A 13,960-nucleotide genomic window follows, 5' to 3' on the forward strand; every position below is an offset into this window, starting at 1 on the left:
ATTTTCCTCCGCAGTCCTTGTGCCGCGCCTTCTTATGCTGCCTTGCGGCCGCGCGCGGCAAGCCACGCTTCGGTCAGCTGTTCGAAGCGCGACGCCATGTCGGCCACTGCCTCGTCATCAGACATCTTGCCCGCCAGCCATTGCTCGGCCGCGTGGACGAAGATGGTGCGGCCGACGGCAAATCCCTTGACGATGGGTGCATTGGCCGTGGCGGCGAAGGCGGCTTCCAGCTCGTCCTGCGGTGCTTCGAGCCCAAGCAGCACGACGCCGCGGCACCAGGGATCGTGTTTCAGGATCACCGCTTCGATCTTGGCCCAGGCGCCGGCCGACGCCTGCGGCTCGAGCTTCCACCAGTCGGGCTTGATGCCGAGCGCATAGAGTTCCTCCAGCGCGCGCGGGATGGTCGTGTCGTCGAGCCTGCCATGCTTGCCGGCAATGATCTCGATGAGAAGTTCCCGGCCCACTTTCCGCGCCGCCTCGAACAGCGCGCGCAGCTTCTGCTGCTGTTCTTCCTTGAGCGCCGCCGGATCGTCGGGATGATAGAAACACAGGCACTTGATGCAGTGATCGACAGGCCATTCGGTGAGCTGCGAGCCGATATCCTGCGAGAATTCGAAGCGCAGCGGCCGCGATCCCGGCAGCTCCACCGGCCGGCCAAGCCAGCTGAAGGGATGATGCGCGAATTCGAACATCGCCTTGCGGCCATGTTTCTCGTCGATCAGCATGCCGTAGCCGTCGCGGCCGGCGGCGACCTTGGCCGCTGCCTTGACGGCCAGCACCTTGAAATCGCGGATACGCGCCGGATCGGCGCCGGCTTTCGCCGCCACATCTTCCAACTGCACGCGGTGATCGCAGGCGAGCGCCATCAGCGAGGGAATGTCGCGCCGGCGCGTCGTCGCCCAATGGATGTGGTTGATCGCCTCGTCCTTGCGCAAGGCCAGGTGCTTGCTGCCGTTCTTGAGGAAGAACTGCAGCTCCTCGAAGGTCGGATACTCCGGCGCGCAAAGCAGCCGCGACACGGCGAAGGCGCCGCAGGCATTGGCCCAGGTCGCCGCCGTCGCCAAGCTCTCGCCGCCCAGCCAGCCGCGCAGGAAGCCGGACATGAAGGCGTCGCCGGCGCCAAGCACATTGTAGATCTCGATCGGGAAACCCTTGCCGACGACGCCGTCCTCGAGATCGTCGCTGATCGGGCCGTCATAGACGATGCAGCCCATGGCGCCGCGCTTGAGAACGATGGTCGCCGAAGACAGCGAGCGGATCGTCTTCAAGGCGCTCAGGCAGTCGTCGGCGCCCGACGCGATCATGATCTCTTCCTCGGTGCCGACGATGAGGTCGCAATCGGGCAGCACCGTCTTCAGCTGGGCCGAGACCCGGTCTGATTTGACATAGCGCTCGAACCCTTCGGCATGGCCGGCCAGCCCCCACAGATTGGGCCGGTAGTCGATGTCGAACACCACCTTGCCGCCCTTGGCCTTGATGATGCGGATCGCCTTGCGCTGGGCGGCGTCGCTGTTGGGGCGGGAGAAATGCGTGCCCGTGACGACGATCGAGCGGGCCGAGGCGATGAAGGCTTCGTCGATGTCTTCGGGCGCCAGCGCCATGTCGGCGCAGTCTGAGCGGTAGAAGATCATCGGCGAGACGCCTTCATCCTCGACCGACAGCAGCACCAGCGCGGTCAACCGCTCCTTGTCGGTCTTCAGCCCGTCGACATTGACCCCTTCACGCGTCAGCTGCTCGCGGATGAAGCGGCCCATCTGCTCGTCGCCGACGCGTGTAAGCAGCGCCGACTGCAGGCCGAGCCTGGCCGTGCCGACCGAAATGTTGGCCGGGCAGCCGCCGACCGACTTGGCGAAGGAGGTGATGTCCTCCAGCCGCGAGCCGATCTGCTGGCCGTAGAGGTCGACGGAAGCGCGGCCGATGGTGATGACGTCGAGCGGCGTATGTTTCGCTTCCACGGCTTCGCTCATTGGAACCTCCCGTCGGCCTTGTTGTTTTGGGGTACACGCGCGAGCGGCAGCGTGGCGCCGGGAATATGAAATAATAATTCCAATCCATAGTCAATATGGAATGAGCATTCCCCGGTTTAAAATTGCCCGGCCATGATCCCGAAAAGTGGCTGCCGGTTTTGGGAAAGGATCATGGTCAAACAAGAAAAAAGGGCCTGATCAGGCCCTGCGCTTGCGACCCGAGTCGCGCCGTTTCTCGCCGACGCCAACGGTCAGCGCCATGGCCAGCGCCATCGTCGCCGACAGCGAGCGGAAGCCGGCGAAATCCGCTTCGGCCACCTCGAACCAGACCCGGGCGAACTGGGCGAGTGGTGAAAACGAGCTGTCGGTGATGGCGACGATCGGCACGCCCCGCTCGGAAATGGCCCGCGCTTCCTCGATGGTTGCGGGCGCGTAGGGCGAGAAGGAGATGGCGATGACGGCATCCGCCGGCGTGGCAAAGGCGATCATCTCGGCATTCAGGCCAGCCGCCGATTCGATCAGCTGGTTGCGGATCTTCAACTTGCCCAGTGCATAGGCGATATAGGTCGCCACCGGATAGGAGCGGCGCTTGGCCAGCACGTAGATGGTTTCGGCCCTAGCCAGCAGCGAGATCGCGTCTTCCAGATGCGTCTCGTCCAGCGTGCGTGAGATATCGTTGAGCGACGTGCTGGCGGCGGCGACGAAGCCGTCGAAGATCGCGCGGTGGCCGGCGCCGCCTTCGGCCTTGGCGCGCAAGGCCAGCAGCCTTTCGTCATAGGACGAGTTGCGCTCGCGCAGCCGCTCGCGAAACACCTGCTGCAGGCTGGTAAAACCGTCGAAGCCAAGCTGCTGGGCAAAGCGGATCAAGGTCGACGGCTGCACGCCGGCCGAGGCAGCGATGCTGGCGGCAGTACCGAAAGCGATGTCGTCGGGATTGTCGAGCGCATAGGCGGCGATCTGGGCGATGCGTTTCGGCAGGCTTTCACGCCGGTCCAGGATGGTGGCGCGCAGCGTCTCGAAGTCGCGAGGTACCCGTTCGTCCATCGTCGCCCTGTCCAAGCTCATCTGTGGATGCCCTCTCTGCCTCATCATAGCGAGCCTGCGCAAGAACGCCATAAAAAATGAGGCAGACATTCCATTCCTGGGGAAAATGGATTAATTCATCCATCGAACGCTTCAGGCAGTGGAGAAAACGGAAGATGGTCGGCGTCGGTCTTATCGGCACGGGTTTCATGGGCAAGTGCCATGCCATCGCATGGAGTGCCGTCGGCGCCGTCTTTCCGGACGTGGCCAAGCCACGGCTCGTCCATCTCGGCGAGGTCAATGAGGAGCTCGCCAGGCGCAAGGCGGGCGAGTTCGGCTTTGCCAAGGCGTCCGGCGACTGGCGCGCCGTCGTCAACGACCCGGAAGTCGACGTCATTTCCTTGACCACGCCCAACCAGTTCCATCCGGGAATGGCCATCGCCATCCTCGAAGCCGGCAAGCATCTGTGGTGCGAAAAGCCGATGGCGCCAAGCTTCGCCGAAGCCGAGGCGATGGCGGCCGCGGCAAAAAAGTCCGGCAAGGTCGCGGCCCTCGGCTACAACTACATCCAGAGCCCGGCCATCCGTCACATCGGCGCGCTGCTCGACGAGAAGATCATCGGCGAGGTCAACCATCTGCGCATCGAGATGGATGAGGATTTCATGGCCGATCCGGAGGCGCTGTTCTTCTGGAAGCACGAGGCCGCTTCCGGCTATGGCGCGCTCGACGATTTCGCCGTCCATCCGCTGTCGCTGGTCTCGGTGCTGTTCGGGCGCGTCGCCAGCGTCATCTGCGATATGGCCAAGCCTTATGCCGACCGCAAGCTGGCGGCTGGTGGGCGCCGCGCGGTCGAGACCTACGATATCGCCAGCGTGCTGATGCATCTGGAAAACGGCATTGCCGGCACGCTGCTGGTCAACCGCTCCGCCTGGGGCCGCAAGGGGCGCATCGCCATCCAGATCTTCGGCTCGAAAGGGTCGATCCTGTTCGACCAGGAGCGGATGAACGAGTTCCAGCTCTATCTCACCGCCGATCGCCCGACCGAGCAGGGCTATCGCACCATCCTGGTGGCGCCGCACCACAAGCCCTACGACGCCTTCCTGCCGGCGCCCGGCCATGGCCTCGGCTTCAACGATCTCAAGATCATCGAGTGTCATGAATTGCTGACGCGCCTTGCCGGCAGGCCGGCGCGGCTCATCGAGTTCGCCGAAGGGCTGGAGATCGAGCGCACGGTGCACGCAATGGCAAGGTCGTTTGAGGAAAAGCGCTGGGTGGATGTGAGGTAGGTCCACCTCTCAAGTCCTAGAGGTGTCGGCCCGAGCTTGCTGAGCGGAAACCGTATTCCTTCGTTGCTCCGCTACAACGAGCAGACAATCCGTCCCTGTCCTAGCCAACTCCGCGCCTTCGCGTTTGCGGGGGCGAACGCCTTCAGTCATGCAAATCCGTGCATAGGAGGGGGCTGACGAGGCTGTTGAGTCTGCCTATGCTCTTGGATCGACATGGGGACTGGGTTTATGACCGCAATAAAGAAAGAAATTGATGAGGTCTGGAAAGACGACAAGATCGGTAGAAAAAATGATGCGCGCTTCATCATCGATTTTTTGATCCAGAGTGTTGATCTACGAAAGAGGCTTGGCAAAACCGCCTCTTATGTTTTGAACATTGATAGCGAGTGGGGAAGCGGAAAGAGTTTCTTCGTTTCAAGATTTGCGCGTCAGCTGCGGGCAGAGGGCTATCTTGTTGCTGAAGTGAACGCTTGGAGAGACGATCATTCAGACGATCCCTTGGTTGCCATCATGGCTGAGATCGACAAGGTCTTGAAGCCGCACACAGGCAAGAAAGCCATCGTTAAGAAGGTCTGGAATGCTGTAAAATCAAATGGCGCACAGATAGCTGGCCGTACGTTGGTCGCGTTGGGTAAATCGGCAATCCGCCGCTACACAAATTCGACGATTGATGACCTTTTGCATGGCGAGGATGCAGGCAACGTGGCTCCGGCCGAAAACCCAGAGCCGGGCGTTGGAGTTCTTGATGACGCAATAGCTGCCGCCAGCAAGGAGATTGAAACACTTACTGACAAAACTGCTGACACATTGATCGCCGAATTTGCGAAAGCTAGCCAGTCGATTCAGTCATTCCGCTCGAATATGGGGGAGTTAACCTCAAAACTACCGGAGATCGGAATAAAATCTCCACTTTTCGTCGTGATTGATGAGTTAGATAGGTGTCGACCATCTTACGCTGTTGCCGTACTCGAGCGTGTGAAGCATCTGTTTGAAGCAAATGGGGTGGTCTTCGTTTTCTCGACTGACACGGGCCAGCTACAGCACACAATCCGGGGCGCTTATGGCGGTGATTTTGATGGGCGCAGCTACCTAAGCCGGTTCTTTGATCGCCGCTATAGCTTCGCTGAACCGCGGCTGGGAGAGTTTGTCGCAAGCAAGCTAGACCTAATCGACCTTACGAAGCTTTCCAGCCCAGCGCAAAGCGATCTTCTTGAGCCAAATGACGTATTAAAAAACATCATCACGGCTGGCTTTGCCGCCCAAAAGCCAATCCCCCTTCGGGCAATTGAACAGATAATGGATATAATGGGATCTACGACGGCCGCATGGAGGTACCCAGAAAAAATAGACCTTCCATCCCTGCTGATCCTGGCATCCTGCTATCATCGAAGACAGAATTTCGACTACATTGCCTTCGCAAACACAATGTCATCGTGGAATGCCGATGCGGTATGGGCACAAGCTAGGGAGTCAATGAATGTCACACAGATAGCCCTCAACGTTATGGGCCGGGCACAAAATATCCGGACAGCGCTGATGGATTCGCCTCGATCTGCCGCAGATTCGTACGTCGAGTCAGTTTTTGCAGAGGAATACAACAGGCGTAGCGAGGCCGGCGGGTCCGCTCCAGCGAGCGTGCAGGCGGAACTTCAGGGGCTAATCAGGAACGCCGGTCGAATTACTAGGGGGAGGGCTTAGCGCTTCGAGAGAGTGAGGAGGCACTCCCGGCCTGGCCGATCCAGTTGCCGACCGTGTGTTTGACCGCCGCATGGTGGAGACAACGAGCATCTGCCCGCAGTGCTTGCCGTCTATCCGCAGTTCCTGAAGCCGGACTACGGCCCGATCTGGATGCAAGCAACTGGCCGCGATCTATGGTGGGCTCGCGATCACTGCAGGCCGCAGCCGCAATCGTTTGATCGCCAATCCGCGGGCAACCATCCTTGCAGGCCGGGCGACCGGGCTGCTGCTCTTTGCGGTCTCGGTGTTCACCGCTTGGGAGGGGCTGAGGGCGGCGTAATCTCCATTAGCGCCGCCCCTGCCAACATCGTCATCGTATCAGGCGGCTCCCTGACGGCTGTCCATCATGGCGCGGCGCGCCGAGCGGCGCCACTCGACGGCGCCGGCAAGGCCGTGCAGCACCGTCTCGGTAGTCGCCCAGTCGATGCAGCCGTCGGTGATGCTCTGGCCGTAGACGAGCGGCTTGCCGGGCACGACGTCCTGCCGGCCGGCAACGAGATTGCTCTCGATCATGACGCCGATGATGCGTTCGTCGCCAGCCGCGACCTGGCCGGCGACGTCGGCCGCCACCTTCGGCTGGTTCTCCGGTTTCTTGCTTGAGTTGGCGTGACTGACATCGATCATCAGACGGGCTGCGACGCCGATGCGGCCGAGTTCCACGCTGGCGGCCTCGACGCTCGCCGCATCATAGTTGGGCTGAACGCCGCCGCGCAGGATGACGTGGCAGTCCTCGTTGCCGGTGGTCGTCGCGATGCCGCTGCGCCCGCCCTTGGTCACCGCCATGAAATGATGCGGCTGGGCGGCGGATTTCACCGCCTCGGCGGCGATCCGCAGATTGCCGTCGGTGCCGTTCTTGAAGCCGACCGGGCAGGACAGGCCCGATGCCAGTTCGCGGTGGATCTGGCTTTCGGTCGTGCGCGCGCCGATCGCGCCCCAGGCGACGAGGTCGGCAATGTATTGCGGGGTGGTCATGTCGAGGAATTCGGTCGCCGCCGGCAGGCCGAGATTGTTGACGGCGGAGAGCACGTTGCGCGCCATCCTGAGCCCCTTGTCGATGTTGAAGCTGCCGTCCAGGTCGGGATCGTTGATCAGGCCTTTCCAGCCGACCGTCGTGCGCGGCTTCTCGAAATAGACGCGCATCACGATCTCCAGCCGATCCGCCAGGCTCTCGCGCAGCGCCGCCAGACGGCTGGCATAGTCCACGGCGGCGACCGGATCGTGGATCGAACACGGGCCGACGACGACGAGCAGCCGATTGTCGGTACCGTTCAAAATAGCGTGGATCGCGTTGCGTGACGCGCTGACGGTGCGCGTCGCCGTCAGCGTGCGCGGTATCTCCCGCATCACCTGGTCCGGCGTACTCAATTCCCTGATTTCCTTGACCCTGAGGTCATCTGTGGTGGTCAACACGGCTTTCTGCTCCTGTTAGGAGACCTGCCGGCTGAAACAAAAAAGCCGCCAGGTCTGGCGGCTTGTCGGATTTTGATGCTGCAATCTTCAGATCGACCGCAATCCTCCCGCCGCCAGCGAGCTCCTAAAGTACCAATACGTGGCGGTCAGGTTGATCATGCGGCTCATATAGTCGAAGCCGAAGCGTTTGTCACGTGCCGTAAATGAGTTAGCGAAATCGCCGGCGAGAGCGCCCCTCTCCCCGTATAGTGACGGGGAGAAAGGGGCCGGCCTTACTCCGGCGACGTCCCCGCAACATTCTGGTCGTAGTCGACCAGCGACCCAGTCATGACGCCGGATTGCGGGCTCACCATGTAGCTGATCAGCCGTGCCAACTGATCCGGCTTCACTAACTGGCCCATCGGCTGGCCGGCCTCGGCCTTGGCCAGCCAGTCGTCGGAGGCGCCGTGCCATTTCTTCTGCACGATGTCCTCGCCTTCGGTGTCCATCCAGCCGGGCAGCACGGCGTTGCTGCGGATGCGGTTGGAGCGATAGGCGTTGGCGACATTCTTGGTCAGCGTCGCCAGCGCGCCCTTGCTCGAGGAATAGGGGGCCAGGAAGGATTGGCCGCAATGCGCCGACATCGACAGCACGTTGACGATCGATCCGGGCGCTTTCTTGTCCAGCAGATGCGCAACCACGCCCTGCATCAGGAAGAACGGGCCGCGCACATTGGTGTTGAAGATCTGGTCGAAGACGTCCTCGGAGGTTTCGACCAGCGAACCGCGCGCCGACGTGGCGGCGGCATTGACCAGCGCATTGACGGTGCCGAAATGCGAGATCGCGGTTGCGACGGCGCGCTTGCAATCGGCCACCTTGGCGACGTCGGCGCTGATGAAGATCGCATCGACGCCTGTTTCCTTGAGGCTTGCGACGGCCTTGTCGCCCTTCTCCTGCGAGCGCCCCACAAGCGCCAGTGCTCGGCAGCCCTCGTCGGCCAGGGCCTCGGCGACGGCGAAGCCGATGCCTTGCGCGCCGCCGGTGACGATGGCGCGCGTTTCTGAATTGCGACCGGCTGAACCGTTCATCGCTCTGCTCCTGTGTCTTGGGTCCAGATACCGGTTCTTACTTTGCCGTGTCGAGGCGGACGGTCTTGCCCGATGTGGCTGATCTCAACGCCGCGTCAGCCAGTTTCAGCGCCACGAGCCCGTCGGCGCCGCTTGGCTCCGCCTTCTTGCCCGAGGTCGCCGCGGTGATGAAGGCGGCGATCTCATTGGCATAGGCGTCGAGATAGCGGGTCATGAAGAAGTCGTGCAGCGGCGGGCGCGTGTAGCCCTTCTCGTTGGCCAGCTCGATCGACACCGGCCGCTGGTTCTCGGCCGCGACCATCCCCTTCGAACCATGCACCTCGATGCGCTGGTCGTAGCCATAGGTGGCGCGGCGCGAGTTGGAGATGACGGCCTGCTTGCCGGAAGCGGTTTCTAGGATGACGCTGACGCTGTCGAAGTCGCCGGCCGCCCCAATCTTCTTGTCGACCAGCACCGAGGCATGCGCGCTGACCGCCACCGGTTCCTCGCCGAGCAGGAAGCGCGCCATGTCGAAATCATGGATGGTCATGTCGCGGAAGATGCCGCCCGAGCGCTTGATGTAGTCGATCGGCGGCGCGCCCGGATCGCGCGAGGTGATGGTGACCATCTCGACGGTGCCGATGGCGCCGTCGTCGATCGCCTTGCGCACGGCGGCGAAGTGTGGATCGAAGCGGCGGTTGAAGCCGACCATCAGCGTTGCCTTGGTCTTCTCGACCACGGCCAGGCACTTCTCGACGCGCTTGACGTTGAGGTCGATCGGCTTCTCGCAGAAGATCGCCTTGCCGGCCTTGGCGAAACGCTCGATCAAATCGGCATGGGTGTCGGTCGGCGTGCAGATGACGACGGCGTCGATGTCCCCGGATTTTTCGATGGCGTCGATCGTCCGCACTTCGGCGCCGTAGGCAGAAGCCAGTTCCTTTGCCGCCTTCTCGAACGCATCGGCGACGGCAACCAGTTTGGCCTGCGGGTTGGAGCCGACGGCGCGGGCGTGGACCTTGCCGATGCGGCCGGCACCGAGGAGGGCGAAGCGGAGAGTCATGGAATGTCCTTTGAGGATGGTTCGAAACTGTCGGCGCCGGTCATGGGCGCGGGTGATTTTCCGGTCAAGACGACATCGACAGGGAGGCGACGACCACCGCCTCCACGCCCGGCCTAGGCCGCGAGTTCCGCCTCTCCGGTCTTGGCGCCGGTGATGTAGGAGACGATGTCTTGCCCGTCGGTGTCCTGCTTGCGCAGATTGGCGACGATGCGGCCGCGCCGGAAGACGACGATGCGGTCGCAAAGGTCGAACACCTGGCGCATGTTGTGGCTGATCAGGATCAGCGGCTCGCCATTGTCCTTCAGTGTGCGGATGATGTTCTCGACCTGCGCCGTTTCCTGCACGCCGAGTGCCGCCGTCGGCTCGTCCATGATGATCAGCTTGGAGGCGAAGGTCGCGGTCCTGGCGATCGCCACGCACTGGCGCTGGCCGCCCGACATGTGGCGGATGGTGTTGGACAGATTGGGGATCTTCACCGCCGTGCGGATCAGCGCCGCCTCGGTCGCCTTGCGCATATACTTGCGGTCGAGGATCGAGAACGGCCCGAGATTGAACAGGACCTTTTCCCGGCCGAGGAACAGGTTCGACGGCACGTCGAGATCGTCGGCCAGCGCCAGGTTCTGGAACACGGTCTCGATGCCCGCCGTGCGCGCCTCGATCGGGCCGGTAAAATTCACTTCCTTGCCGTCGAACCAGATCTGGCCGCTGGTGCGCTGCTCGACAGCGGTGATCTGGCGCACGAAGGTCGATTTGCCGGCGCCATTGTCGCCCATGATGGCGACATGCTCGCCCTTGCGCAGCTCGAAGTTCGCGCCTTCCAGCGCGTGCACGCCGCCATAGCGCTTGGTCAGGTTTTCGGTCTTCAGGACGATGTCTGACATGGTCAAGCCCTCATAGCCCGCAGGCGTTGACGCCACTGGTCGAGTACGACCGCACCGACGATGATCACGCCCTTGACCATCTCCTGGTAGTAGGCGTCGAGACGCAGGAAGGTGAAGCCGGAGATGATGACGCCGAAGATCAGCGAGCCGATCACCGTACCGACAATCGAGCCGCGGCCGCCCGACAGCGAAACGCCGCCTATGACCGCCATGGCGATGGCGTCGAGTTCGTACATCACGCCCATGCCGGACTGGGCGGTCAGGTTCTTGGAGCTCAGCACCACGGCGGCGAGCGCGGCAAGCACGCCGGCGATGACGTAGACGAGGATCTTGTGGTTGGCGATCTTGATGCCGGACATGCGCGCGGCGTCCTCGTTGGAGCCGATCGCATAGCAGTGCTTGCCATACCTGGTGTAGCTCATAATCAGCTGGAACAGCACGGCCAGCGACAGGAAGATGATGACGGGCATCAGGCCCTTGCCGATCGCGGCGAAACTGTCGGTGGGAAATGAGATCGGCTGCCCCTTGGACCACCATTTGGCGATGCCGCGCGCGGTGACCATCATGCCGAGCGTGGCGATGAATGGCGGGATGCGCGTGTAGGCGATCAACGAGCCGTTGACCAGGCCGGCGAGCAGCCCGCAACCGATCGCCACCAGCACCGGCACGATGACCGGCAGGTCGGTCCAGCCTTGCGCCAGGAACATCGCCTTGGGGTTGGGGTTGCCGTTCACCGTCGCCACCTGGGCGAAACTCATGGCGATCATCGCGGTCGCGCCGACGATGGAGCCCGAGGACAGGTCGATGCCGCCGCAAATGATCACTTGCGTCACGCCGATGGCGATGATGCCGACGATCGACACTTGTAGGATGATGATCTGCAGGCGCGCTTCGTTGAAGATCCCCGAGACGTCGCTGCGGGTGTTGAACAGGAAGCTGTCGCCGAGAAAGATCCGGCCGATCAGTTCGAAGACGACGACGAGGATGACAAGCGCCAGGAAAACGTTGAATTCGGCCGGCCATGCGCGCTTCTTCGCATCATAGCTGAGACCTCCGACGCCGTGAGATGTCTGTGCCAAATCTTCTATCCTCCGTCAGCCCTGGTCGCCCCTCGTTTGCCTTGCTGGCGTCGAGGGAAAGAAGAGCGGCGCTGTCTGTTGCGTGAGAGCGCCGCTCCGTATGCCCGCTGCTCAGTTCTTCTTCAGGAACTTGTCGATGTTGGCAGGGGTCACCAGCTGGAAGGGGACGTAGACCTTGTGTTCGACCTTCTCGCCCTTGGCCAGCTTGAGCGCTGCATCGAGAGCACCCGCGCCCTGGCCGGCCGCGTCCTGGAACACGGTTGCGTCGAGGTCGCCGGCCTGCATGGCGGCAAGCGCGTCCTGGGTGGCATCGACACCGCCGACGACGACTGACTTCATGTCGACGTTGGCGGCCTTCATCGCCTGGATGGCGCCGATGGCGCTTTCGTCATTGTTGGCGATCACGCCATCGAACGGCTTGCCGGTCGACAGCCAGTTGGTCATCAGGTTCTGGGCTTCGTCGCGGTTCCAGTTCGATGTCTGCTTGTCGATGATCTTGATGAAGCTGCAATCCGGCGTGGCGATCACTTCCTCGATGTCCTTGGTGCGCTGCACCGCGGCCTGGTTCGACAGCTCGCCCATGATCACATAGACGTTGGCTTCCTTCTTGCCGGCTTCCTTGAACAGGCGGCAGACTTCCTTGGTCTCGAGCGTGCCGGAATCGGCCTCGTTCGAGGCAACGAATGCCTGGTTGTCCGGCAGCGTGTTGACGTTGACCGGCTCGCGATTGACATAGACCAGCGGAATCTTGGCAGCGGCCGCGGCATCGGACATTGCCTGCGTGGCCGAGGTGTCGACCGGGTTGACGATAATCGCGTCGACGCCCGAAGCGGCGAAGTTCTTGATCTGGTCAAGCTGCTTGGCAACGTCGTTCTGCGCGTCCTCGACCTGCAGCTCGACGCCGCTCATGCCCTTGGCCTGCGCGATCATTCCATTGCGCAGCACGGTCAGGAAGTTGTCGTCGAACTTGGCCATCGATACGCCGATCTTGGCGGCCATGGCGGATGAACTCATCAGCGCCGCGAAAGCGACGCCCAAAAGCAGTTTCTTCATTGTATCTCTCCTCCACTCTTGGTGTCCGGTTGCACCGATCTATCCGGAATCCCCGATCTTCCGGGGAATCTCTCCCGATTGCCATTTCCGTCCCGGGTGACGCCGTCCAGTTTGCTGGAACGTCAAACCCTCTGTCTGAAACAGATGCTACCGGAACGAAAGAACCAAAATATACAGCTGGTGAAATATTTATTCCATTTTGCGCCAAGGCGTCAAGGGCGATTCCAAAACCGGATGCGCGATTTTCGGATGACGGGCGCCTGCCGCCAAGCTGGACGCCGACGATCGGCGGACGTTCTCGCGACGTCGCTTCGCTGCTGCTCCGTTTGAAATGACGAGGCGGCAGGCGTTTCAGCCAATCTCGAGGATCGCGACCCCTAGATATTCTCTGGCAGGTAGATGTCGAACGGCAGGAAGGTCTGGCCCGGCGCGTTCGCGGCGCCCGTCTCGATGGCATGTGCCATGAGGTCGACCAGTTCACGGCAAAGCGCCGCAAGTGGCGTGGAGATCACCATGGTCAGGATGTTATCGGCCAGGGCGGAACGCGATACCGCTGTGATCTCGTTGCAGATGACCGCGGGCATCTCGGCCGGCCTTGCCTGCCGGAGCGCCGCGACCGCGCCCTCCATGCCGCCGCCGGCGACATAGAGCCCGGCGAGGTCGGGGTGGCGGCCCAGAAGCTCGATGATGGTGTCATGCGTGATCTGGTTGGCTTCCAGGTTGACCAGCGTTTCAAGCAAGGTGAATTCCGGTGCCTGCTCGCGAAAGAAGGAACGAAAGCCGATCTCGCGCAGTTCGTGGCCGTGGAAGCGGTGGCTGCCGACGAACAGGGCGACTTTGCCCGGCCGCCTGGCGGCCTTCGAGATCATCCACGCCGCGGTGCGGCCGACCTTGCGGTTGTCGAGGCCGACATAGCCCTCGCGAATACCGGCGGCAAAGTCGGACAGCAGGGAAAACACCGGCAGTCCTTTCGCCTTCATCTCCTCGACCGCGACCGTCAAGGTGGGGTGGTCCGGTCCGACCAGGGCTACGGCCCTGCATTTGGCCGCCAGCTTGCGCGCGCGCTCGACGATTTCGTCGGGCGCCAGCGAGTCCGCAAAGTCTATTGCTGCGACGCCACGAAAGCGCGGCGATCGCGACACGGCGAGTTCAAGCTCGCGTGCAAACTCGCTGTAGAAGACATAATTGCCCCTGAGCAGCAGGAAGCCGAGCTGATACTCGGGCAACTCATGGCGCATGCGCTGCTTGATCAGACCCGCGGCGTGGTAGCCGATCTCGGTCGCCGCCTCGTAGACGCGACGCGCCGTTTCCTCGCGCACCGGCAAGCGGCTGTTGAGCACGCGGTCCACCGTGGCGACGCTGACTCCGGAGATGCGCGCCAGATCGGTGATGGTCGGCCGTTTCGCCATGCTTGCCTC

General features: G+C 62.3%; 11 protein-coding genes and 1 pseudogene. 3 read left to right on the forward strand and 9 right to left on the reverse strand.

Annotated elements, in window-relative coordinates; all coding sequences use genetic code 11:
* Window positions 1-32 precede the first annotated feature (32 nt).
* Together iolC and NR193_RS20150 are read right to left on the reverse strand one after the other, a co-directional pair.
* Window positions 33-1,967 (reverse strand): 5-dehydro-2-deoxygluconokinase, encoded by a 1,935-nt coding sequence (gene iolC / locus NR193_RS20145; RefSeq protein WP_256752523.1) that lies wholly within the window; start codon window positions 1,965-1,967, stop codon window positions 33-35.
* A 198-nt stretch (window positions 1,968-2,165) separates the two neighbouring features.
* A complete protein-coding gene (locus NR193_RS20150) occupies window positions 2,166-3,011 on the reverse strand; it encodes a MurR/RpiR family transcriptional regulator (RefSeq protein WP_256752567.1) in 846 nt (281 codons plus the stop codon).
* Window positions 3,012-3,166: 155 nt separating this feature from the next.
* Here NR193_RS20150 and NR193_RS20155 point away from each other — a divergent pair, with 155 nt between their 5' ends.
* From NR193_RS20155 to NR193_RS20165, 3 genes and pseudogenes are all read left to right on the forward strand, one after another.
* On the forward strand, window positions 3,167-4,276 hold the full coding sequence (locus NR193_RS20155) for a Gfo/Idh/MocA family protein (protein ID WP_256752524.1): 1,110 nt from the start codon (window positions 3,167-3,169) through the stop codon (window positions 4,274-4,276).
* Between the two features lie 228 nt (window positions 4,277-4,504).
* Window positions 4,505-5,974: a P-loop NTPase fold protein gene (locus tag NR193_RS20160; protein WP_256752525.1), complete on the forward strand. Its 1,470-nt coding sequence runs from the start codon at window positions 4,505-4,507 to the stop codon at window positions 5,972-5,974.
* A 99-nt stretch (window positions 5,975-6,073) separates the two neighbouring features.
* Window positions 6,074-6,293: pseudogene (locus NR193_RS20165) on the forward strand (LysE family translocator); the annotation flags it as partial.
* Between the two features lie 38 nt (window positions 6,294-6,331).
* Here NR193_RS20165 and NR193_RS20170 read toward each other — a convergent pair.
* The 7 genes from NR193_RS20170 to NR193_RS20200 all read right to left on the reverse strand — a co-directional run bounded on the left by NR193_RS20170 (window position 6,332) and on the right by NR193_RS20200 (window position 13,951).
* On the reverse strand, window positions 6,332-7,423 hold the full coding sequence (locus NR193_RS20170) for a 3-deoxy-7-phosphoheptulonate synthase (RefSeq protein ID WP_256752526.1): 1,092 nt from the start codon (window positions 7,421-7,423) through the stop codon (window positions 6,332-6,334).
* A gap of 272 nt (window positions 7,424-7,695) precedes the next feature.
* Window positions 7,696-8,490: an SDR family oxidoreductase gene (locus NR193_RS20175; RefSeq protein ID WP_256752527.1), complete on the reverse strand. Its 795-nt coding sequence runs from the start codon at window positions 8,488-8,490 to the stop codon at window positions 7,696-7,698.
* A 37-nt stretch (window positions 8,491-8,527) separates the two neighbouring features.
* Entirely contained in the window at window positions 8,528-9,529 is a 1,002-nt protein-coding gene (iolG, locus tag NR193_RS20180) for an inositol 2-dehydrogenase (protein WP_256752528.1), read from the reverse strand.
* Between the two features lie 113 nt (window positions 9,530-9,642).
* Window positions 9,643-10,410, reverse strand: coding sequence for an ATP-binding cassette domain-containing protein (locus NR193_RS20185; protein WP_256752529.1), 768 nt, complete (start codon window positions 10,408-10,410; stop codon window positions 9,643-9,645).
* A gap of 2 nt (window positions 10,411-10,412) precedes the next feature.
* Window positions 10,413-11,489: an ABC transporter permease gene (locus NR193_RS20190; protein WP_256752530.1), complete on the reverse strand. Its 1,077-nt coding sequence runs from the start codon at window positions 11,487-11,489 to the stop codon at window positions 10,413-10,415.
* 111 nt (window positions 11,490-11,600) lie between these two features.
* Window positions 11,601-12,542 (reverse strand): sugar ABC transporter substrate-binding protein, encoded by a 942-nt coding sequence (locus tag NR193_RS20195; RefSeq protein ID WP_256752531.1) that lies wholly within the window; start codon window positions 12,540-12,542, stop codon window positions 11,601-11,603.
* Between the two features lie 377 nt (window positions 12,543-12,919).
* Window positions 12,920-13,951, reverse strand: a complete 1,032-nt coding sequence (locus NR193_RS20200; RefSeq protein WP_256752532.1) for a LacI family DNA-binding transcriptional regulator — start codon at window positions 13,949-13,951, stop codon at window positions 12,920-12,922.
* Window positions 13,952-13,960: the final 9 nt, after the last annotated feature.

Source organism: Mesorhizobium sp. Mes31 (assembly GCF_024519675.1).
Taxonomy (GTDB): domain Bacteria; phylum Pseudomonadota; class Alphaproteobacteria; order Rhizobiales; family Rhizobiaceae; genus Mesorhizobium.